This is a genomic window from Pseudomonas protegens (assembly GCF_003732485.1).
Taxonomy (GTDB): domain Bacteria; phylum Pseudomonadota; class Gammaproteobacteria; order Pseudomonadales; family Pseudomonadaceae; genus Aquipseudomonas; species Aquipseudomonas protegens_B.
The window spans coordinates 122,924-145,269 of record NZ_MOAK01000053.1 but is presented as its reverse complement, the minus strand read 5'-3'; the positions used below and the strand labels follow the sequence as shown (position 1 = coordinate 145,269).

The following is a 22,346-nucleotide window of genomic DNA, read 5'->3' as shown; positions in this document are numbered from 1 at the left end:
GCCTGCTGCAATGGGCTTCAAATGAGTGAATCGATATCCAGATGGTAGGGCGCTCCCGCTACATGGCCGCCCAGCAACTCGGCTATCGCTTGTTCAGAGTCGTCGACTGGCGGCGCCATCATCGCCAATTGCTCCTGCACGGTGTTTTCCGGGTGATCCAGCCAACGCGGCAGGCCTTCGGCCAGCAATTGCGTTTGACCGGCGAAAGCACCGTACACATCGCTTTCGTCGATCCTGGTAACGCTCAATTCACCCAGACGTTGACGAGTCATGTCCAACGCATTGATTTCATTGCGCAGCCTGTCGACAGCGAGCACGCTCTGTTGAGAACGCAGGTAGGCATCGGGACGCCCCCACAGGCTGCGGTCCAGATCACGCAATTGCTGGGTGATACTGCCCAATGCCCCATCGATCCGACTGAACTCCCGCTCGGTCACCAAGGGCCGTTTGAACGCCTGTGACTCCTGCCAACGGCGCAGGGTGGCCCAGCAGTGAGGGATATAGCTGACGACCATCTTGTGATCGGCGTTATCCAACAGTTGCCGCAGGAGTGAGCCACGCACCGGCAGGCCGTCGATTTCCTGCAAGACCCTGGCACAGCCCTGATCGAGAATGGTGCTGCAACCCGGCGCCCAGAGAATCGCCGATGTGCGCCCTGAGCCAAAATCCACCGGCAGAAAGTGGCGCAATGTGCCGTGGTGGGCGTAGGGCTCGCCGGTAAAATTGATCAACCCGGTAATGAACAACGCCAAGCCCACCGGAGCATTGAACACCGTCACCGCCCCACGCGCCGCCAGCACCTTGGGCTTGGAAGTGCTCATCCAGGTGGCGGGGACACTCGGTACCGGATCGTTATGATTGACAAAGCGGTGGTGCACCAGGGCTTCGGCGCCGCTGACAAAGCGGGTATCGCCGACCCTTGGGCTGCCATAGGTGTAGAGCAGAATATTCGCTTCGTAGCGCTTATTCCGCCGCAGCATCTCGGAGAGTATCAGCGCTACGGCCCCGCCCAGGCTGTGCCCGGTGATCACGAGCTGTTGCCCGTTGTAGAACTTGTCCAGGTAGCGGACAACAAACTTACGAAGTGCCTTGGCCGCACCATAAAAGCCGTTATGCACCTTGCCTTCGCCCTCCTCGAAGGGCACTTGCTCGGCGTCCATATCACGCAACGCATCGGCCTTTTCCGCAGTGCCGCGCACGGCAATCAGAATCAGCTCTTCGTGATGGGTGATATAGGCCTGGGTGTCGGTGCCGTCCTTATCCTGGCCGTCATCAAAGAAATGAATGTTGGCCGGGTTTTCCTGGGCCTCCCCCAGGCTCGGGTGATTGACCTCGGGGTACAACTGCGGGTCGAACGGGACAATTTCCAGGCGCCTGGAGTAAGGCACCTCTTCATACAGCGGGTAATAGGCTTTGCCGCCGGCCTGGTCGGCATCGACCTGCCACAACTCGGCAAAGGTCGGCAGCACGGCGCCAAACCAGTTACCGCTGCTGGGTTGCCCCGGAAAACTCACTCGCGGGCTATCCACCGGTTGAAAGCGCGGCTCTTGACCAAACCCGCTGTAACTCAAGGTCGCCAGCAGCGCCAGTTGGTAGAGGTTGAGCGCGCAAAACTGCGTGCCGGTCGACAGCATCGGCCGCAAGGCCCGCAGTGGTCGGACCTCCAGCACATGGTGGCGGTTGGGCAGCAAGGCAATGCCCTGGACCTTGGGCGACGGCGGGGCAAACCCCAGGTCAGCCATTGCACTGTCGGTCGACCTGTCGCCCTGCGCTGCCCCGCCATCGAGGAAACCCGTGGCCTGGGGCGGCTGTCGAAACAGCGAGTACACATGCCGATTGGGGGGAAAGTATCGCTCGACCATGGACGGCAAGTGGGCGTCATGCTCCACCAGCTCACGCACTTCGACCTGATAAAAACTGCCAGCCTTGGCTTGTGCCGGGTTGCTGCGAGTACGAGCCCCATCCTTGTTGAAAAACCGGGTGCTCTCGGCACGGACTTGTAGCTCGGTAATGGGGAGGGGGTAGTGCGGCCTACTTCTTAAATCCTTATATAACTCGCCTCCACCTTTATAGGGCTGGTTTAGTTTTAGCAGCACCGGGCCACAGTAGTGATCCTCTACGCGACCCACGCCGTTGGCATCCAATTTGCCGGTATAGGTGACGTCTTCGTAATCGGTCGCTTCATAGGCCAGCCCCGCATAAGGCTTGCCGTCACCGAACTCATCCACCAACTGAAAACTGGTCGCCTGGCCGCGCAATGGGCAGGTGTACATACGTCCCTCCATGGAGGGGCCATCACCGGCCGGAAGAGATTTGAAACTCATGGGCTCACTTCCTTGTTTTCGGTACAACCGGGATAAATGTTGCAAATACGACCGTCAGGCATTCTGAAGGTACTGAAATCGGTGTAGTTGCCATTGCAGTACGCACGCTGATCTTCGAAGCTTTTGCCCATGCAGCGCTTCCAGCCGCCGGGTACCTTGACCCACGTATCTCCCCAACCGGGTTCTTCCTCATCCGCCAACTTGATTTTCAAACGCACGGTTTTACCCGGCAGTTGGTCCAGGGTGTAAGCCGCAAAGGGTTGCCCTCGGGTCACCTTGCCCTGGGCATCGGTGCTTTTGCAGGTGAGGAGCTTGGTGATATAGCGTTTAGGACCAATCGTTCGGAACAACAACTGACACTGGCCCGGAACTTCACTTTCGCCGGTAGCGTTGAAGGTGCCTTTATCACGATCCTGCAAATAATCGCGCACCAGAATCTTTCCAAAGTCGCGGGCAAACTCACTCCAATCCTTGCCATAAGTAGCGTTGATATAGAACTCAACGTACTGCAACACCAATGGGCAGCCGCTCACGGTTCTGCGCAGCACTATTTCGGAGTCACGGGTATAGCTTTCCTGCCACTTTCTATTGATGCCGATCCGGGTGTTTTTACCACCCGGCACGCTGCATGTTTCGCCTGGAGCCGGAACGTAAGCAGCTGTGGCTTCGTAAGTGAAGTCCACGGGCAAGTCGGCACTCAGGGTAAAGCTGTCTGACTGGCCCATGGCCGAGCAGCCGCTTGTCAAAATCAGACAGCCACTGAGGAACAGGCGCTGAATGAGAGCATTCATAGCCGAGCACCTCCTTGCCCATACAAGGTTTTCTGATACGTCATGGGCTCACTTCCTTGTTTTCACTGCAGCCAGGGTAAATGCTGCAAATACGGCCATCGGGCATTCTGAAGGTGCTGAAGTCGGTGTAGTTGCCATTGCAGTAAGCACGCTGATCTTCAAAGTTTTTGCCCATGCAGCGCTTCCAGCCGCCGGGTACCTTGACCCACGTATCTCCCCAACCGGGTCTTTCCTCAGCCGCCAATTTGATCTTCAAACGCACGGTTTTACCCGGCAGTTGGTCCAGGGTGTAAGCCGCGAAGGGCTGCCCTCGGGTCACGTTGGCTTGGGCATCGGTGCTTTTGCAGGTGAGGATTTTCGTGATGTAGCGCTTAGGGCCAATCGTCCGGAACAACCACTGGCACTGACCCAGGATTTCACTTTCACCGGCAGCGTTGAAGGTGCCCTTATCAGCACTGCTCAAGTTTTCACGCACTGCGATTGCCGCAGAATCACCACCGATGTCCCCCCAATCCTTGCCGTAAGTCGCGTTGATATCCAACTCGATGCGATACAGCAGCAATTCACAGCCTTTGCTGATTCGGCGTATGGCGATCTGCGCATCGGGTTTGTATTGAGTACGCCACTCACGGTTGAACTGCGGGGTCATATTGTCCCCTTTACCCAAGGTGCAATTCTGGCCCCAGGCAGGGACATAGGTCACAGTCGCGACATAGGCAAAGTCGGCGGGTAAGTCGGCACTCAAGGTAAAACTGTCTGAGGAGTCCATGGCCGAGCAACCGCTGGCCAAAGCCAGGCAAGCTCCGAGGAACAGCCGTTGGAGGGTCGTTTTCATAATGGCTGTTCTCCCTGCCAATACAACGCTTCCTGGTAGAGGCGTGCGAAATGCTGCGCCGGGGTTTCACTGGGCTTGGGGCGCCAGGATTCAGGCGGCACATAATCCGCCGCGTACAAGCTCTGAGTCAGCAGAAAATAGATTGCTTCGGGCTCGCGCCAATCCCAGGTGCGGGCCAAATCGAGCTGAGTACGCAACCAGACGTCGATGTTCTGCTGCTCGGCCAGCGCCACCAAAGGCTCCGTGTACTCACGCATGAGATAGCGCCGGATGTTGTCGAACTGCACGGCGTTGTAGATAGCCTGTGGAGTGGCCAAGTTGAGCCACGCAGGCTCGGATGGCAGCGGGTGACTCCCAGGATCGGGGTTGTCGCTGACCTGCCATTGCTCGACCTGCCAGTAGCACAGGCTGGCGATAGGCCCGAGGTAACCGGGGAAGTGTTCGGGCGGTAGACACGTCAGGGCTCGCCCCAGCACGCGATTGTCATGAAAACGGTAAAGGACTTGATTCGACGGCTCGCCCGTGACCAGTCGGTCGCGCCAATGCTGGGTCAGGGTCTCCAGTTCCGTGCCCGAACCACTGGCCAGCCAGCCCCAATCAGTTTCAGGCGCCTTGAGCAGGGCCATCAGTATTGGATGGTCTATCCGCTGAATGTGAAACAGGTAGGGCCCAGCGCTGGCCAGTGAATGCGCTGGGGTACCGAGATAAACCGCGCGGCAGCGGTCGTCGCCCCATTCAGCTACCAGGGCATTGCGCTCTGGCATCTGACCATCGGAGTCCAGCATCAGATAGAGGCAACGGCCCAACCGGGCCTGCTCTTGCAACCATTGCTCGGGCGTATTCACGCCATCTCTCCTCTGGCGCAGAGCCCGTCGCTACAGGCTTCGCATAATGGGCAAAAATCCACGGCTTGTTGCTTGCTCGCGCGCACGATGGACAGCGGGTTATCGATAATTGCTTGGGGTGTTCCTGCCAAGGCTTGCAGTGCTTGCAGCGGTGCGATACCCGCCAACGGCGCCCCCCCAACCACAATCGGCACGCTGCTGAAGATCCCGCCCGAGCTGATGACAATATGCTGCCCACCCGCCTGAAGGGTCAGGCTCATGCCGGCATCGATCACCACGTTGGCGGCGTTGACCCGGGCCTGGGCGCCGGCCTGGATCACCAAAGTCCCCGCCGCGGTGGTGCTGGCGCTGCCGCTGATGGAAAGCAGCTCATCACCGACAATCACGGTGTTGCGCGCGCCTTGGGTGGTGTGGGTTTCATCGCCCTGGATCAGGCTTGAGCTGTTGCCGTCGACCTGCGCGGAACGGTCGTTGCCGATCAGGCTGTGGCTGTCCTGGGTGATTTGCTCTCGGCGCGAGTGGCCAATGCGGGTGTCGCTGTCGTTGAGGATCAGTTGTTCGAGATCCCGTTGCGCCCGCAGGAAGATCTTCTCCTGCCCGGCCCGATCCTCGATCATCAGTTCGTTGTAGCCGCCACTGTTGGGGGTGCTGCGGCTACGCAGCACGGTCCGGCTTTTGTTCGCCGGCAAGGGATAGGGCACCGGAGTCGCCTTGTTGACCACACAACCGGTGATCAAGGGCTGGTCGGGGTCGCCTTCAAGGTAGGTCACCACCACCTCCATGCCGATCCGGGGAATGGTCACTGCACCAAAACGCTCCCCGGCCCAACTGGATGAAACCCGTAACCAGCAGCTGCTTTTGTCGCTATTGAGTTCTGCTCGGTCCCAGGGCAGCTCGACGCGGACCCTACCATGGGCATCACAGAAAATTTCATGGTCCACAGGCCCCGTAACCCGTGCGGTCTGGCTCACCAGCAACGGTCTGCGCTTGGGCAGTGGTGGGCGCACAGGTACATCCCAGGGAATGGCCCTGAACTGGTTGCGGTAGCCCTGAGTAAAGCCTCCGTCAGCCGCAGAGTCGTGAGTGATGGCTTCTTCGAGGGCCTGAGGCTGCTTGCCGGTGTGATGAACGCTGAGCAGCAGCCACAAATCGTTGCAGGCGCTGCGCGGATGCTCGCTCAAGGTAAAGAAATGACCGCTGCGCAAGGTCGGCTGGTCACTCTCGCCTTCGGCCAACTGGTAGTCGACGCGGTGACTTTCCAGGGCGCGCTGGGTGAGATGCTTGCCACGTGCCTCGGTCGGCATCGACAGCCGATAGCGATAGTCCTCGAGCAGCGGGCCCTGTTGGCTGGCGTGCCGGCTTTCCAGCAAACGGCTTGGCCGCTCAAGGTCATAGTCACGGCGCGTGACCGCACGGGTGCGGGTGCTGAAGCGCTGGGAGAAACGCCTGATGACCGGGTGATCGGCGACGCCGCCGCTGCCGGGCTGATAGGGCGTGACGCCGAGCTTGGGGAACCAGGTTTGATCCTCGCTGAACACCAGCAGGTGATCATCGATCGAGTGCTGATGGTGCCAGGCGATTCCTTCTTCGGCGCATAGGCGCTGGATGAACTCAAAATCGCTTTCAGCGTATTGGGTGCAGTACTCGCGCTGTGGGGCATTGCCGACATGAAAGGTAAACACATCCGGCAAAATGCCGTGCTCCTGGAGCACTTGAGCCACGATCTGCGGCACCGTCAGGTGCTGGAAAATCCGCTGATTGTGACTGAACTGCAGATAATAAAGTGCTGGCACCAGGCTCAGGTGGTAATGGGTCAGGCGCTTTCCGGACTCGCCGACTGTGACCGCCTCGATGCGGCCATGCAGGCCCTCGCCGTTGAGACCGAAGCGTAAGAACGCGGGCTGGCAAAGCAGGCTTTGCAGATCGAAATCGGGTTTTTCGCTGACCAGTTCAACGTGGATCGCATACAAGGCGCTGATGGCTTCGAGGCCATCAAAGGCCAGCACTTGGAAATCGTGGCGGACGGCGGGAATAAAAAGCTCCAGCTGTGCAGAGTCGGCCGGCGCGAACATGAGCTTGTCCTTAAGCTGGATGGGGCAAAAAAACGCTTGGGAGAACGCTATCCGCAAATGCTAGAGAGAGGAGGGGGCGCTGACTATGGGATGATTCTTGAGGTCCAGGCGAAAGTGCTCTGGTTCCTGTAGTAAAAAGCGAAGCTGGGGCTAGGCCTGATCCAGACTCTGACCGCAGGTACTGCTCAAAGCGCGCAAAGCCTTTGCCCACAAGGCCTGTAGGGGTATCAAGGGCCCGTGCCAGACGTTCTGTCTGGCTACTGGCTTTTTGCTCACTTTGTAGATGCGTTCTTCTACGCAATCAGTACAATCTGCGCTTTTGCCCGCCGAGCAAACTGTCGGCACAACGGCCCAGAGATGCCCCATGCTCATCGGTAGTTATTCCCCCGCACTGGTCGTGATTTCCATTTTTGTGGCGATCCTCGCCTCTTATACCGCCCTCGATCTCACGGGGCGTATTGCCACCACCAAAGGCCGTGCGGCCCATCTGTGGATGGGCGGCGGAGCGCTGGCCATGGGCGTTGGCGTGTGGTCGATGCACTTTATCGGCATGCTCGCGTTCGAGCTGCCCATCGATCTGGGCTACGACATCGTGCTGACCGCCTTGTCATTGCTGATTTCGATCCTGTCCTGTGGTTTTGCCCTGTGGCTGGTGAGCCAGCAGCGCCTGCCGCTGGGGCAGTTGCTGTTCGGCGCCTTGATCATGGGCGTCGGCATCAGTGGCATGCACTACACCGGCATGGCCGCCCTGCGCATGCAGCCGGGCATCGACTACGACCCGAGCCTGTTCAGTGCCTCGCTGCTGATTGCCTTTGGTGCTTCGCTGGCGGCGCTGTGGATCGCCTTTCGCCTGCGCCAGAACACGCCCCATGTTCGGCTGGCCCGTACCGGCGCGGCGATTGTGATGGGATTTGCCATCGTCGGCATGCACTACACCGGCATGGCCGCGGCGCGCTTTGCCGATGGCAGTTTCTGTGGGTCGGTGGGCAACGGCCTGAGCGGCAAGGGCCTGGACAATCTGGTGCTGATCACCACCCTGGCGGTGCTGATCATCGCCTTGCTGACCTCGGTGCTGGACGCGCGCCTGGAAGCCCGCACCGCGGTGCTGGCGCAGTCCTTGACCGAGGCCAACAAGGAGCTGACCCAGTTGGCCCTGCACGACACCCTGACCGGTTTGCCCAACCGTATCCTGCTGGCGGACCGCATCGATCAGGCCATGCACCGGGTCACCGCCCATGGTGGCTGCTTTGCGCTGATGTTCATCGATCTGGACGGCTTCAAGCCGGTCAATGACGCCTTCGGCCACCACATGGGCGATCAGTTGCTGCGCGAAGTGGCCCAGCGCCTGCGCGAGGACCTGCGCAACGAGGACACCCTGGCGCGGATCGGTGGCGACGAGTTCGTGCTGCTGGTGCAGCTCGGCGAGCCGGAAGATGCCCTGCGGCTGGCGGCACGCCAGGTGGGCCTGGTGTCCCGTTCGTTCCGCGTGGCCGACCACGATTTGCAGATTTCCGCCAGCATCGGCATCGCGGTGTACCCCGGCAACGGCCACACCGCCCAGGAATTGCTGATGAACGCCGACGCGGCGATGTACCACGCCAAGGGTACCGGCAAGAACGGCTACAGCTTTTTCGATGCCTCGATGAACAGCAATGCCCGGCGTCAGTTGCAACTGCTCCAGGACCTGCGCAACGCCTTGGAGCACCACCAGTTCCGCCTGCACTACCAGCCCAAGTTCGATGCCGCCAATGGCCAGCCGGTAGGCGCCGAGGCATTGCTGCGCTGGGAGCACCCGCAGCACGGCATGCTGTTGCCGGACAAGTTCATCGAGCTGGCAGAGAAGACCGGGCTGATCATTGCCATTGGCGACTGGGTGCTGCAGGAAGCCTGCCGGCAGATGCGCGAGTGGTATGTCCTGGGCTATACCCACTGGCGGATCGCGGTGAACCTCTCGGCCCTGCAGTTCTGTCATGTGGGGCTGGTCAAGAGCGTGCAGGAGGCCCTCCAGCGTTACCAACTGCCGGCCAATAACCTGACCCTGGAAATCACCGAGACAACGGCGATGAACGACGCCGATGTCAGCATGATCGTCCTGCAGCAGTTGGCGGACATGGGGGTGGACCTGTCCATCGACGACTTTGGCACCGGCTATTCGAGCCTGATGTACCTCAAGCGCCTGCCGGCCAACGAGTTGAAGATCGATCGTGGCTTTGTCCGCGACCTGGAACATGACAGCGATGACGCGGCCATCGTCTCGGCGATCGTCGCCCTGGGCCAGGCCCTGGGCCTGCGCATCGTCGCCGAGGGCGTGGAGACCGGGGTGCAGCAGACCTTCCTCACCCAATTGGGTTGCGATTCGTTGCAGGGCTATTACCTGGGCCACCCACTGCCGCCCGAAGGTTTCATGCAGGGCATTCACCTGGCTGAACACAAGTCCTGACGACGGCCCTGACCGGGTACCAGGGCTGCAGTTGCTGCGACCTTTGGATAGGGGCTGATTGATGTCACTGCGGTTTTCATCGCTGCCGGTGCAGTGTTTAATGACGGGCGTTGAAACGATCAGTCAGGGAGTCGGCAGCATGGACAAAGTCATCGTCATCACCGGTGGCGGGCGGGGAATCGGCGCAGCCACGGCGTTGTTGGCTGCTCAGCAGGGTTTCAAGGTGTGCATCAACTATCAGGCCGACGAGCAGTCGGCCGTGCAGGTACTGGAGCAGGTCCGCGCCCTGGGCGCCCAGGCCATTGCGGTGCGGGCCGATGTCAGCATCGAGGACGAGGTCATTGGCCTGTTTCACCGGGTCGACAGCGAACTTGGCCGGGTCACCGCCCTGGTCAACAACGCCGGCACTGTGGGGCACAAGTCCCGTCTCGACGAAATGTCCGAATTCCGTATCCAGAAGATCATGAAGACCAATGTCATGGGGCCGATCCTCTGCGCCAAGCACGCGGTGCTGCGCATGTCGCCGCGCCATGGCGGGCAGGGCGGCAGCATCGTCAACGTGTCGTCGGTGGCCGCGCGCCTGGGGTCTCCCGGCGAGTACGTCGACTACGCCGCCTCCAAAGGCGCGCTGGACACCTTTACCATCGGCCTGTCCAAGGAAGTGGCGGGTGAGGGCATCCGCGTCAATGCGGTGCGCCCGGGCTACATCTACACCGATTTTCATGCCCTGAGCGGCGATGCCGACCGGGTCAGCAAACTGGAAACAGCCATTCCCATGGGCCGTGGCGGGCGCCCGGACGAAGTGGCCGAAGCGATTGTCTGGCTGCTGTCGGACAAGGCCTCCTACGCCACCGGCACCTTCGTCGACCTGGGCGGCGGCCGCTGAGTCCCTTGAGCCTTGCGGCGGACTTGCGGACGTCTTCGCTGGCAAGCCAGCTCCTACATTCCCTCTCGGTTGGCGCGGCGGCGGCCGGGGCCGATCAGCAGGGCCAGCAACAACCCCAGTACGCTGATGCCAAAGCTCATCAACTGTGGCATCAGGTACCCCTGGGTTTCCCCCGGGCGGGTGCAGCTGTAGCCATATCCATCGCCTTGTTCATGGGCCCAGACGCCCGGTGTGGCGCTCACGTCCACGGGGGCCGAAGGCGCGGGTTCCTCATCGGAGAACCCCAGGTTCGAATGGCTCGCGCTGCGCCTTTCCAGCTGTTCGATGGCCTGCAGCTGAGCGTCGTTGCAGCGGTTCTGCGCCCAATTGCCGACCACCACCAGGACGGACAGCAGAAGCAGCAGCGGCACCGGGTAATAACGCCGGGTCCGCAGCAGGGGCGCCACCAGCAATCCGGCCAGGAAACCCGCCAGCAGCAGATTGACCCAGAACCACGGGCCGCCTTCCCAGCTCGGCGGTATCAGTTGCACCAGCAGCGGGGGCAGCACAACGCGGGCGAACAGCAGGCACAGGGCGGCCGCGAGCAGGGTGATCAGCAGGGTCTTGATCCAGGACTTCATGGGCAATGCATAACCTTTAAGGAGGGGCGGTAAATGGGGTCTATCAGTGCTGCGCCAGCTGTTGGGGTATCGGCGGCGGGGTAAAGCGCCGGGCGTAGTCGAGCAGGTCCCGGGGGAAGACCATGTGCTCTACCGCGCTGTCGTCCAGGCCGTAGAGGTAGGCCACCGCCGCGGCTTCAAAGGCCCAGTAGCCGAAGTAGGATTCACCGTCCAGGTGGCTGTCGTGCCATGGGGCCTGCTCGAACGCCTCGTACCACTGGTCGCAGTACTCCACCAGCAGCTCCCGGGCCTCGTCCGCTTGATCGGCGTAGATGGCCCTGATCAGCGGCGTGTAGACCGGGTGGTACCACTCATCGATGTCTGCGCGGTCCGGCAGGCAGGGCTTGAGCAGGTCCTCGATCAGGGTGTCCTCGGCGTGGTAGCCGGCGCGGTCCTGCAGCGCCACCATGCGCGGCAGCAGGTCGCGGCGTTGCAGCAGGATGCACAGGCTGATGACCTGCACGTATTCCTCGTACTGGTCGAGGTAGTCCTCGATGTTCAGCGGCGCGATATCCGGCATTTCATTGCACAGGGCCAGGGTGCGCTGATGCTCCTCGTAGCTGGCGATCAGTGCGTCCAGCTCCTGGGCCAGCTCAGGCATGGCCTTGCCGCCGGTGTAGCCCAGGATCAGATGGTCCAGGCGTGCTCGCTTGACCTCCCAGGCCTTGAGCGAGGCTTCCTGCCCGGGGTAGTCCTCTTCCATAGAATGTGTCTGCCAATGGGCTTCGGTACCCGCCAGGAACTCCAGGAGGATGGGGTACTGCTTCGGGTCGAGAAACACTTGCCTGCGTTGCATGTCAGTACCTGGCCTCAGTGGAAGGGCATCGGCGGCGGGGTAAAGCGTCGGGCGTATTCGAGCATCTCCCGGGGGAAGATCATGTGCTTGACCGCGCTGTCATCCAGACCGTACAGGTAGGCCACCGCCGCCGCTTCAAAGGCCCAGTAGCCGAAGTAGGAACCCTCGTCGCCGTCCAGGTGGCTGTCGTGCCATGGGGCCTGTTCGAACGCCTCGTACCACTGGTTGCAGTACTCCACCAGCAGTTCCCGGGGTTCATCCGGATCTTCGGTGTAGATGGCCCGGATCAGGGGCGTGGAGACGTCGTGGAACCACTGATCGACGTCTTCCCGATCGGGCAGGTAGGCCTTGAGCAGGTCCTCGATCAGAGTGTCCTGGCCGCCAAAGCCGGCGCGGTCCTGCAGCAGCACCAGACGCGGCAGCAGGTCGCTGCGCTGCAGCAGGATGCACAGGCTGATCACCTGGACATATTCCTCGTACTCGTCGGGGTAGTCTTCGATGTTCAGCGGCGCGATATCCGGTTGTTCTTCATAAACCCCCATCTTGCGCTGGTAGTCCTCGTAACCTTCGATCACCCCATCCAGCTCCCGGGCCAGTTGCTCCATGGGCGCACCGCCGGTGTAGCCCAGGATCAGGTGGTGCAGGCGCGCGCGGCGCACACTGGAAGCCTTGAGGGAGGTTTCCTGCTCGGGGCTGTCGGCCATCATCGAATGGGCCTGCCAATGGGCCTCTTCGCCGGCCAGGCTTTCGAGGAAGTCGTGGTACTGCTTGTGGCTGAGAAACACTTGTCTGCGGTTCATGTCGGTGCCTTGGCTCGGTAGACGTGAATCAGGGATAAGGGCGCCCGCGAGCGGGGATGGCCCGCAGGGCTGGGTCGAGAATGGAGTGGGTCACTCATCGCCGGCAGGAGGCGTGTTTCAGTCCTGCGCCGCCTGCTGGGGAATCGGCGGCGGGGTAAAGCGCCGGGCGTAGTCGAGCATGTCCCGGGGGAAGACCATGTGCTTTACCGCGCTGTCGTCCAGGCCGTACAGGTAGGCCACCGCCGCGGCTTCGAAGGCCCAGTAGCCGACGTAGTAGCCTCCCTCGTCCACGTCCAGGTGGCTGTCGTACCACGGTGCCTGCTCGAAGGCCTCGTACCACTGGTTGCAGTACTCCACCAGCAGGTCCCGGGGTTCATCCGGGTCTTCGCTGTAGATCGCCCAGATCAGGGGCGAGTAGAGGGTGTGGTACCACTCATCGAGGTCGGCGCGGTCCGGCAGGTAGGGCTTGAGCAGATCCTCGATCAGGGTGTCCTCGGCGCGGTAGCCGGCACGGTCCTGCAACAGCGCCACCCGTGGCAGCAGGTCGCCGCGTTGCAGCAGGATGCACAGGCTGATCACCTGTACATATTCTTCGTAGTCGTGGAGGTAGTCGTCGATGTTCAGCGGGGCGATGTTCGGCAGTTCTTCACAAAGCCCCAGCTTGCGCTGGTAGTCCTCGTAGCCTTCGATCACCCCGTCCAGCTCCTGGGCCAACGCCTCCATGGACGCGCCGCCGGTGTAGTTCAGGATCAGATGATGCAGGCGCGCGTCCTTGACCTCTGCGGCCTTGAGGGCGGCCTCCTGCTCGGGGCTGTCGGCCGTCATCGAGTGCATCTGCCAGCGGGCTTCGGTGCCCGCCAGGCTTTCCAGGTAGCTGTGGTAATGGGCGTGGCTGAGAAACACTTGTCTGCGGTTCATTCGGTGCCTGGCTTCAGTAGACGGGAATCAGGGTGAAGGGCGCCTTGCGGTGGGAGGCTTCCAGCAGCAGGGTCGGCAGGTCGACCTCGGCCGGTTCCAGCTCCAGTTCTTCCAGCTCTTCTTCCAGTTGCTGCGGATCGGTCGCCAGGGCCTGGATTGGCTGGCGCAGGTAGGGCCGCGGGTCTTCCCCGTAGTAAATCTTCACCGGGCCTTCAGGGATGCCTTCCAGGCGGGCAAAACCCTCTTCGTCGAGGTTGCCCTCGGCCTGCGAGCCGTCACTGAATACCGCTCGGTAGGCGGCGCCGGGCACCGGTTCCAGGTTGGGGTAATGCAGGTTCAGCTCCAGCCAGTGGCCTTCACCGGTGAGGTGTTCCAGGCCCTGGTTGATGCCCTGGGCGATGCTCGCCGCGTCGTGGGCCCCGGGTTGTGGCGCGGCGGTGAGGGTCGTTGGGCGCGGTTCCAGGGACGACTGCGGCTTGGGCGCCAGGGCCGGGCCGCGGCTGTGGGCGGCGGCCGAGTTGTTGCGTTGCTCGGCGATCCAGGGGGCGATGCGTTCCTGCACCGAGACCATGAGGAACTCAGTGTGCTCCAGGGCTTCGTTGAGGTTGTGCAGCACCAGGCGCTGCTGCTGGGGCGTCAGGCCGTTGAAGGTGCTGGAGGCACTCACGCCGCGGATGATCTCGGGCAGTTCCTCGGCCAGGCGTACGGGGTCCAGGCACTTTTCCAGCAACTGTTCGGGGCTGGTCTTCAGGCGGCAGGCCTGCAGGGTATGGCGGATCAGGTCGAAGAGCTTTTCGGCGTGGCGCTGGGGCGCGCGGTTGATCAGGCGCAGGAGGGTCTTGAGGCCCTGCCCGGGGCCGGGGATCCAGCCGATCAGGGCCAGGGCCAGGTCGAAGAAGGCGTCTTCCTCGTCCTTGGGGTTGTTGATGGCGTCCAGCTCGAAGATCGCCTGGATGCAGTCGTAGGCGTTGAGTTCCTGGGTCAGCAGTGGCAGGCGGCCGCGTTCGATGGCCTTGAGCAGTTCGGCCTTGGCCTCTGGGTAGTCGTCGTAATACAGGTCTTCGACCATGACGTGTTCCTTTCCCTGGAAAATTGGAGCGCGGATGCTGAATGAATTGAGGGGGTGGGGCAAGGTGCCTTGGCGGTTTTTTTATGTTGGGAGGTGTTCATTGTTGTGGTTATGGGGGGTGTTTGGTTTTGTGTGGGGGGTGAGGGGGGCATATCCGTTGCTGCGGGTGGGGCGGCTGGCGGTTTCGCCCTTACGGCGAGTCACTTTGGAAAGCCGGAATGCCGGCCCAACCCAAAGTAACCAAAGGCTCTTGCTCCTCCACGCCTGCGTTCGGCCATCGTGGTTAACGGGGCGTTCAGATCAAGATCAAGAGCGTGACGGCGGCCTTGCGGCCGGCCTGGAGCTGGGGCGGTGTATAGCGCCCCCCGTGTAGGAGCTGGCTTGCCAGCGAAGGCGTCGGCCGGGGCGATGCATGTCTTGCGGGCCTTTTCGCCGGCAAGCCGGCTCCTACACATGCGGGCTGGTGGGGCGGTTGTGGTCAGAAGGAGCGGATGATGCGGCCCAGGGTTTCCATGGCCTGTTCCGCCGCTTCGTTCCAGGGGCTGCCGTAGTTCAGGCGGATGCAGTTGCGAAAGCGCTGGGTCGGGGAAAAGATCGGCCCGGGGGCGATGCTGATGCCCTGGGCCAGGGCCATCTGGAACAGTTTCAGCGAGTCCATCTGTGGCGGCAGTTCCAGCCACAGGAAGTAGCCGCCCGCCGGCTGGCTGACCCGGGTCTGCGCCGGGAAGTAGCGGGCGATCGCCGCCAGCATGGCGCTCTGTTGTTCTTCCAGGGCGTAGCGCAGTTTGCGCAGGTGGCGGTCGTATCCGCCGTGCTGCAGGTAGTCGGCAATCGCCGCCTGGGCCGGCATCGAGGCGCACAGCGAGGTCATCAGCTTCAGGCGCTCGATTTTCTGCGCGTAGCGTCCGGCGGCGACCCAGCCGATGCGGTAGCCCGGGGCCAGGCTCTTGGCGAAGGAACCGCAGTGCATCACCAGGCCCTCGGTGTCGAAGGCCTTGGCCGGTTTCGGCGCCTGCTGGCCGTAGTACAGCTCGGCGTAGACGTCGTCTTCGATCAATGGCACTTGATGCTGGCGCAGCAGTTCCACCAGCTCCTGCTTCTTCGCCTCGGGCATGCTCGCGCCCATGGGGTTCTGGAAGCTGGTCATGCACCAGCAGGCCTTGATCGGGTGCCGCTCCAGGGTCTGGGCCAGGACGCCGAGGTCGATGCCGTCCCGCGGGTGCACCGGAATTTCCACCGCCTTGAGCTTGAGCCGTTCCAGCACTTGCAGGCTGGCATAGAAGGCCGGTGCCTCGATGGCCACCAGGTCGCCGGGCTCGGTCACGGCCTGCAGGCACAGGTTCAGCGCCTCCAGGGCGCCGTTGGTGATCAGCAGCTCCTCCATGGGCAGCATCAGCCCGGCCACCATGTAGCGCAGGGCGATCTGCCGACGCAGTTGCGGGTTGCCCGGGGACATGTCGGTAACCACCACCCGCGGGTCCATCTCGCGGCTGGCGCTGGCCAGGGAGCGGGACAGGCGTTGCAGGGGGAACAGGGTCGGGCTGGGGAAGGCCGAGCCGAAGGGCACGGTGCTCGGGTCCTTGATCGAGTCGAGCACCGAGAACACCAGTTCGCTGACATCGACTTCGGTGGATTCATTGACTTCGCTGCTGATCACCGGCTCGGAGAACGGGCTCGGCGCGTGGGCATTGACGAAGTAGCCGGAGCGCGGGCGGGCACGGATCAGGCCGCGACGCTCCAGCAGGTAGTAGGCCTGAAACACCGTTGACGGGCTGACCCCATAGGTCTGGCTGGCGTAGCGCACCGAAGGCACGCGCTGGCCGGGGCCCAGGACTCCGGAGCGGATCAGTTCGGCGATGTCGTCGGCGAATTTTTCGTAGCGTTTCATCTGCGGTGCAAGATCCAGTCTGGTCATCGGGTCTAGGTGTTCAGATTCGCAAGGGAAGGCTCGACGACCATGGATGGGCCCATGGTGGCGTCGAGTACAGAGTTCCCGTGGCTCGGGGACGACAGCAGGCTCCCTGGCCACGGCATTCTAGTGGCTCAGCGGTTCATCGGCGCAACAAAACGGCTCTTGGCGATGGCGTAGACGCTTGGCTCATCGCTGTCGGCAACCTTGAAGCTGATGGCCTGGGAGCTGCTTTGGGCACGATCCTGGGTCATGGCCACCGAGACCGGCAAGTCGGTGATTTCTCCCGGGGCCAGGCTCAGCTCGGTCTTGCCTTGCAGTTCGAAGCCATCGCCATCCACCAGGGCCAGGCGGTAGTTCTGGCGTTCCTGGGTCTTGTTGATGATCTTCAGGCTGTAGATGTTCTCGATCTGCCCCAGGGCGTTTTCACGGAACAGGCCACGGTCCTTGCTCACGTCCAGGGACACCATCGGCCGTTGTACCAGGGCCAGGGCCAGGGCACCGATCATCACCAGCAGCACCGCGCTGTAGCCCACCAGGCGCGGCCGCAGCAGGTGAGTCTTGCCCCCTTGCAGTTGGTGTTCCGAGGTGTAGGCGATCAGGCCTCGGGCATAGCCCATTTTGTCCATGATCGAGTCGCAGGCGTCGATGCAGGCGGCGCAGCCGATGCATTCCATCTGCAGGCCGTCGCGGATGTCGATACCGGTAGGGCAGACCTGCACGCAGACCTGGCAGTCGATGCAGTCGCCCAGGCCGACGTCGGCGGGCTTGACGTCGCGCTTGCGCGGCCCGCGGCTTTCACCGCGCACCGGGTTGTAGGAGATGGTCAGGGTGTCCTTGTCGAACATCACGCTCTGGAAGCGTGCATAGGGGCACATGTGCATGCACACCGCCTCGCGCAGCCAGCCGGCGTTGATGTAGGTGGCCGCGGCGAAGAACAGCACCCAGAACAGGCTCAGGCCACCGATCTGCAGGGTCAGCAGCTCCTGGGCCAGGGGCCGGATCGGCGTGAAGTAGCCGACGAAGGTCAGGCCGGTGAGCAGGCTGATGGCCAGCCACAGGGTGTGTTTCATGGCCCGGCGGACCAGCTTGTTCAGGCCCCAGGGCGCGGCTTGCAGCTTGATCCGCTGGTTGCGTTCACCCTCGGTGACCTTTTCGCACCACATGAACAGCCAGGTCCACGAGCTTTGCGGGCAGGTGTAGCCGCACCAGACCCGGCCGGCAAACACCGTGATGGCGAACAGGCCGAAGGCGCAGATGATCAGCAGCGCCGAGAGGAGGATGAAGTCCTGGGGCCAGAAGGTGGCGCCAAAGATGTGGAACTTGCTTTGCGCCAGGTCCCAGAGCACCGCCTGGCGGCCGCCCCAGTTCAACCAGACGGTGCCGAAGAACAGCAGGAACAGGAAACCGGCGCCGGTCATGCGCAGGGTACGGAACAAGCCAGTGAAACTGCGGGTGAAAACGTGTTTGTCGGTGGTCTTCGTCTTCATCTGTTTGGGGTGTGAAGGTTCGAAGTTCTCTACTAATCGGACGGGGATTCTTTCGCTCATGGTCGTTCGCTCATCAGCCTCCATCAGGCCCGGCAACTATGACCACGGATCTGTTTGCATAACAGACTCAGGTATTTGATAAAAAACCGTATCAGATGAGCCTTTACGATGCCCCTGCGACAACTTGCTGCACCCCCTCAAGCGCCACCAGGGACGGCCGCAAGGGCCTCTGGCACAGGGCTTGGCGGCAAGCCCTGATCCAGATCAGTCAAATCACCGAATCACCGTCGGTGGCCTTCAGATGGCGCCGACCGTCGGTGGCGCCTGCTACGGTCAAAGCATCGGCTTCTGCTTCGGTGATGTAGATGCGCTCGCCATCCAGGTCCACCGCCGACATCGACTTGGCGCTGTCGGTGATGATGGTCACCGCGCTGGCGGGAAGGTGCCGGTGCAGGGTTTCGGTATCGAAATGACAGGTCTGGTTTTCAATGCGCAGGCTCATGGCGGGTACCTCAAGGCAATGGCTATACAGGTTAGGGCGCAGAGGCCGGCCAGGGTTCGACGGTGGCGATCAACGGTGGCTGGGCAGGCGCTGGCGGGTGTGGGCTCGGGCTTTCGTCGGCGCTGGCTTGTGCAGGAGCAGGCTTGCCAGCGAAGGCGTCCGTGAGCTTGGCAACCGGCTCGGGGGCCTGTTCGCCGGCAAGCCGGCTCCTACGGCGAAGGTGCAGGTAGGACGGCACCTTTTGCCCACGGGCGCGGTCCATCGCTCAAGAGCCCGTGGTGGGACGAGGAGCGATGGGATGAACACCTGGTGGCATGAAGTCTGGCTGACCCTGCAAGCCGAGTTCGCCGATATCGGCGATGCCCGGCAACTGACCCAGATCACCCTGCGCCTGCTGGTGGCGGCCCTGCTGGGGGGCATTCTGGGCTTTGAACGCGAGCATCAGGGCAAGGCCGCCGGGGTCCGCACCCATATGCTGGTGGCCATGGGCGCCGCGCTGTTCGTGCTGGTGCCGAGCTTGTCCGGGGCTCAGGCCGATGCCATGAGCCGGGTGCTCCAGGGGGTGATCGCCGGGATCGGTTTCCTCGGTGCCGGGACCATCCTCAAGGGCCGTGAAGAAGACCAGGGCCAGCACGTCAAGGGCCTGACCACCGCCGCCGGGCTATGGATGACCGCGGCCATCGGCGTGGCCGCCGGCATGGGCCGCGAGGCCACCGCGGTGCTCAGTACCTTGCTGGCGCTAATGGTTTTCAGCCTGATGCCGCTGATTGTCCGGCGCCTGGAAAAACGCCGGGACGGCTGATGGTCCGGGCCAGCCCGCGCGGCTGTCTATGCTTGCTGGCTGGGCAGGCGCCGGGGCTCAGGCATTGACCACCACCGGGGGCATGGTGCTGGGCGGGTCACCCTTGGGCGGCGGGGTGTTTTCCGGGGGCTCCTGCTCCGGGACCGGCTCCGGCTCCGGCTCGCTGGGGGGCAGGGTCGGTTGGTCGATGTTGGGATCGGGGGTTTCTGCCGGGATCGGGATATTCATCGCGCTGGCCTCCTTTGTGCTTGCAGATGCACGGGCTCCCTTGGTGGACCGCAGCGGTGCTGATTTGATTCCCGCCGCTTGGCCGACCAATCGCGGTGAACTTTCGCCGCAGGCTTTGGCTCGGAACCTAAGTGCATTGATTCACCGGGGCCGCGGCCCCGCCACCAGAGCGTCGAAGACGTGGGAAAGGGGTGATGCTCGATGACTGTAGAAAAACCGACCGAACAGCAATACCAGGCGCACCTGCCGTTATCCCAGGCGCTGCTGCTGCCGCGCATTGCCATTGAAAGCACCCGCCCGGTGCTCGACGGCGGGCAGTTCGCGGTCAAGGCGGTGGCCGGCCAGGAGGTCGAGGTCACGTGCAAGGTGTTCGCCGACGGCCACGACAAGCTGGCAGTGCGGGTACGCTGGCGCGCCGAGCAGCAGGAGGCCTGGAACAGCCAGCCTCTTGAGGACCAGGGTAACGATGGCTGGCTGGGGCATTTTCCAGTGCCAACCGTGGGCCGCTATCGCTTTTGTATCGAAGCCTGGATCGACCAATTCGCCAGCTTCTGTTACGAACTGGAAAAAAAACACCTGGCCGGGGTGCCGGTGAGCCTGGAGTTGCAAGAGGGGCGGACTCAGGTGCAGCAAGCCGCCGAACGCAGCGAAGGGCCGTTGCGCGAACGATTGCTGGCGCTCATGCAACAGCTTGCCGGCTTGCTGGAGACCGAACAGGTCGCCTTGTTTCTCAAAGATTCCAGTGCCCGGCTGATGGCCGAGGCCGATCACCGGCCCTACCTGAGCCTGAGCCCCGAATATCCCCTGGACGTGGAGCGGGTGCAGGCGCAGTTCGCCAGCTGGTACGAGCTGTTTCCCCGCTCGATCACCGACCATCCTGCCCGCCACGGCACCTTCAACGACGTTCATTCGCGGCTGTCGATGATCCATGACATGGGCTTTGACGTGCTGTATTTCCCGCCGATCCATCCCATCGGCCGCAGCCACCGCAAGGGGCGCAACAACTCGCTGACGGCTGGCCCGGACGATCCTGGCAGCCCTTATGCGATCGGCAGCGAGGAGGGTGGCCACGAGGCGATCCACCCACAGTTGGGCAGCCTGGATGACTTCCGTCGGTTGGTGACCGCCGCTGCCGACCACGGCCTGGAGATTGCCCTGGATTTCGCCATCCAGTGTTCCCAGGATCATCCCTGGCTCAAGCAGCACCCGGGCTGGTTCAACTGGCGCCCGGACGGCACCATCAAATACGCCGAGAACCCGCCGAAGAAGTACCAGGACATCGTCAATGTCGACTTCTATGCCGCCGAGGCCATTCCGGGCCTGTGGCTGGAGCTGCGGGACATCGTCATCGGCTGGGTCGAGGAGGGGGTCAAGACCTTTCGCGTGGACAACCCCCACACCAAGCCGCTGCCGTTCTGGCAATGGCTGATCGGCGACGTGCGCCGCCAGTACCCGGAGGTGATCTTTCTTGCCGAAGCCTTCACCACCCCGGCGATGATGGCGCGCCTGGGCAAGGTCGGTTACACCCAGAGCTACACCTACTTCACCTGGCGCAACACCAAGAGCGAGCTGGCCAGCTACCTCGCCGAGCTCAACCAGCCGCCGTGGCGCGACTGCTTCCGGCCCAACTTCTTCGTCAACACCCCGGACATCAACCCGCAGTTCCTGCATGAGTCGGGGCGCCCGGGGTTTCTGATCCGCGCGGTGCTGGCCACCATGGGATCCGGGCTGTGGGGGATGTATTCCGGGTTCGAGCTGTGCGAATCGGCGCCGGTGCCGGGCAAGGAGGAGTACCTGGATTCGGAGAAATACCAGATCCGCCCCCGGGACTTCTCGGCGCCGGGCAACATCATTGCCGAGATCGCCCAGCTCAACCGCATCCGTCGGCAGAACCCGGCGCTGCACAGCCACCTGGGGCTCAAGCTGTACAACGCCTGGAATGACCACATCCTGTATTTCGGCAAGCGCAGCGGCGACAACTTCGTGCTGGTGGCGGTCAGCCTCGACCCGTTCAATCCCCAGGAGGCGCATTTTGAGTTGCCGCTGTGGGAAATGGGCCTGGCCGATGACGCCCAGACCCAGGGCGAGGACCTGATGAACGGCCACCGCTGGACCTGGTACGGCAAGACCCAGTTCATGCGCCTGGAACCGGCGCAGCCCTTCGGCATCTGGCGCATCAGTCCCCTGTAGGAGCCGGCTTGCCGGCGAAGAGGCCCATGAGCCTTGCGCCGGGCTGGCTGAGGCCTTCGCTGGCAAGCCAGCTCCTACGGTTGTCGTGGCGCATCGGCAGGTGCGTCGGCGCCCATTCATTTTTTCAGGAGTCCGACATGGCCAAGAAGCCCCGCTCAGCGACCTTTATCAAAGACCCGCTCTGGTACAAGGACGCGGTGATCTATCAGGTGCATGTAAAGTCCTATTTCGATTCCAACAACGACGGGATCGGCGACTTTCCCGGGTTGATCGCCAAGCTCGACTACATCAAGGACCTGGGGGTCAACACCATCTGGCTGCTGCCGTTCTACCCCTCGCCACGCCGCGATGACGGCTACGACATCGCCGAGTACCGTGGGGTCAGCCCCGACTACGGCACCCTGGCCGATGCCAGGCGCTTCATCGCCGAGGCCCACAAGCGCGAGCTGCGGGTGATCACCGAGCTGGTGATCAACCACACCTCGGACCAGCACCCCTGGTTCCAGCGGGCGCGCAAGGCCAAGCCCGGTTCGGCGGCGCGCAATTTCTACGTGTGGTCCGACGACGATCAGAAATACGCCGGCACGCGGATCATCTTCCTGGATACCGAAAAGTCCAACTGGACCTGGGACCCGGTGGCCGGTCAGTACTTCTGGCATCGCTTCTATTCCCACCAGCCGGACCTCAACTTCGACAATCCCCAGGTGATGAAGGCGGTGCTCTCGGTGATGCGCTACTGGCTGGACATGGGCATCGACGGCCTGCGCCTGGACGCCATTCCCTACCTGAT

Annotated in this window: 19 protein-coding genes; 5 read left to right on the top strand and 14 right to left on the bottom strand. The window is 62.5% G+C overall.

Translation table 11 applies throughout. From position 1 onward, the window contains the following. Positions 1–17 precede the first annotated feature (17 nt). From BLX41_RS13780 to BLX41_RS13760, 5 genes are read right to left on the bottom strand one after another with little or no spacing between them, the layout of a single operon-like run. The gene (locus BLX41_RS13780) at positions 18–2,324 is read right to left on the bottom strand and encodes a lipase family protein (protein ID WP_123725337.1); all 2,307 of its coding nucleotides are present in this window, start codon (positions 2,322–2,324) and stop codon (positions 18–20) included. Beyond that, positions 2,321–3,115 carry a hypothetical protein gene (locus tag BLX41_RS13775; protein ID WP_123725336.1) on the bottom strand — a complete coding sequence of 265 codons (795 nt, stop codon included), beginning with the start codon at positions 3,113–3,115 and terminating at the stop codon, positions 2,321–2,323. Before BLX41_RS13775 ends, BLX41_RS13780 begins: the two co-directional genes overlap by 4 nt. Before the next feature lie 40 nt (positions 3,116–3,155). Next, positions 3,156–3,950 (bottom strand): hypothetical protein, encoded by a 795-nt coding sequence (locus tag BLX41_RS13770; RefSeq protein WP_123725335.1) that lies wholly within the window; start codon positions 3,948–3,950, stop codon positions 3,156–3,158. Further along, positions 3,947–4,795, bottom strand: coding sequence for a DUF4123 domain-containing protein (locus BLX41_RS13765; RefSeq protein ID WP_123725334.1), 849 nt, complete (start codon positions 4,793–4,795; stop codon positions 3,947–3,949). The genes BLX41_RS13770 and BLX41_RS13765 overlap by 4 nt, the downstream gene beginning before the upstream one ends. Next, complete coding sequence (locus tag BLX41_RS13760) at positions 4,792–6,867, bottom strand: type VI secretion system Vgr family protein (protein ID WP_123725333.1); 2,076 nt, start codon at positions 6,865–6,867, stop codon at positions 4,792–4,794. The genes BLX41_RS13765 and BLX41_RS13760 overlap by 4 nt, the downstream gene beginning before the upstream one ends. 364 nt (positions 6,868–7,231) lie before the next feature. Between BLX41_RS13760 and BLX41_RS13755 the strand changes: the two genes are divergently transcribed. Together BLX41_RS13755 and BLX41_RS13750 are read left to right on the top strand one after the other, a co-directional pair. Then, on the top strand, positions 7,232–9,307 hold the full coding sequence (locus tag BLX41_RS13755; RefSeq protein ID WP_123725332.1) for a putative bifunctional diguanylate cyclase/phosphodiesterase: 2,076 nt from the start codon (positions 7,232–7,234) through the stop codon (positions 9,305–9,307). A 139-nt stretch (positions 9,308–9,446) separates the two neighbouring features. Continuing rightward, entirely contained in the window at positions 9,447–10,193 is a 747-nt protein-coding gene (locus tag BLX41_RS13750; RefSeq protein ID WP_123725331.1) for an SDR family oxidoreductase, read from the top strand. 53 nt (positions 10,194–10,246) lie between these two features. Here the strand turns inward: BLX41_RS13750 and BLX41_RS13745 are convergent, their stop codons facing one another. From BLX41_RS13745 to BLX41_RS13710, 8 genes are all read right to left on the bottom strand, one after another. Continuing rightward, a complete protein-coding gene (locus BLX41_RS13745) occupies positions 10,247–10,813 on the bottom strand; it encodes a hypothetical protein (RefSeq protein ID WP_123725330.1) in 567 nt (188 codons plus the stop codon). Between the two features lie 43 nt (positions 10,814–10,856). Beyond that, a complete protein-coding gene (locus BLX41_RS13740) occupies positions 10,857–11,648 on the bottom strand; it encodes a PoNe immunity protein domain-containing protein (protein ID WP_123725329.1) in 792 nt (263 codons plus the stop codon). Positions 11,649–11,662: 14 nt separating this feature from the next. After that, positions 11,663–12,448: a PoNe immunity protein domain-containing protein gene (locus BLX41_RS13735; protein WP_123725328.1), complete on the bottom strand. Its 786-nt coding sequence runs from the start codon at positions 12,446–12,448 to the stop codon at positions 11,663–11,665. 117 nt (positions 12,449–12,565) lie between these two features. Continuing rightward, positions 12,566–13,366, bottom strand: coding sequence for a PoNe immunity protein domain-containing protein (locus tag BLX41_RS13730; RefSeq protein WP_123725327.1), 801 nt, complete (start codon positions 13,364–13,366; stop codon positions 12,566–12,568). Positions 13,367–13,379: 13 nt separating this feature from the next. Next, a complete protein-coding gene (locus BLX41_RS13725; RefSeq protein ID WP_123725326.1) occupies positions 13,380–14,435 on the bottom strand; it encodes a hypothetical protein in 1,056 nt (351 codons plus the stop codon). A gap of 478 nt (positions 14,436–14,913) precedes the next feature. Then, positions 14,914–16,323: a GntR family transcriptional regulator MpaR gene (gene mapR, locus BLX41_RS13720; RefSeq protein WP_123725325.1), complete on the bottom strand. Its 1,410-nt coding sequence runs from the start codon at positions 16,321–16,323 to the stop codon at positions 14,914–14,916. 155 nt (positions 16,324–16,478) lie between these two features. Further along, positions 16,479–17,894, bottom strand: coding sequence for a cytochrome c oxidase accessory protein CcoG (gene ccoG / locus BLX41_RS13715; RefSeq protein WP_123725324.1), 1,416 nt, complete (start codon positions 17,892–17,894; stop codon positions 16,479–16,481). A 208-nt stretch (positions 17,895–18,102) separates the two neighbouring features. Further along, positions 18,103–18,336 carry a DUF3203 family protein gene (locus BLX41_RS13710; RefSeq protein WP_123725323.1) on the bottom strand — a complete coding sequence of 78 codons (234 nt, stop codon included), beginning with the start codon at positions 18,334–18,336 and terminating at the stop codon, positions 18,103–18,105. Positions 18,337–18,634: 298 nt separating this feature from the next. Between BLX41_RS13710 and BLX41_RS13705 the strand changes: the two genes are divergently transcribed. Then, positions 18,635–19,138: an MgtC/SapB family protein gene (locus BLX41_RS13705; protein ID WP_123725322.1), complete on the top strand. Its 504-nt coding sequence runs from the start codon at positions 18,635–18,637 to the stop codon at positions 19,136–19,138. 57 nt (positions 19,139–19,195) lie between these two features. On the opposite strand, the gene BLX41_RS33640 is transcribed toward BLX41_RS13705, so the two are convergent. Further along, on the bottom strand, positions 19,196–19,366 hold the full coding sequence (locus BLX41_RS33640; RefSeq protein WP_185073531.1) for a hypothetical protein: 171 nt from the start codon (positions 19,364–19,366) through the stop codon (positions 19,196–19,198). Positions 19,367–19,567: 201 nt separating this feature from the next. Here BLX41_RS33640 and BLX41_RS13700 point away from each other — a divergent pair, with 201 nt between their 5' ends. Next, positions 19,568–21,556, top strand: coding sequence for an alpha-1,4-glucan--maltose-1-phosphate maltosyltransferase (locus BLX41_RS13700; RefSeq protein ID WP_123725321.1), 1,989 nt, complete (start codon positions 19,568–19,570; stop codon positions 21,554–21,556). A gap of 137 nt (positions 21,557–21,693) precedes the next feature. Beyond that, on the top strand, positions 21,694–22,346 hold a 653-nt coding region (locus tag BLX41_RS33635), incomplete at its 3' end, for an alpha-amylase family glycosyl hydrolase (protein WP_404942769.1).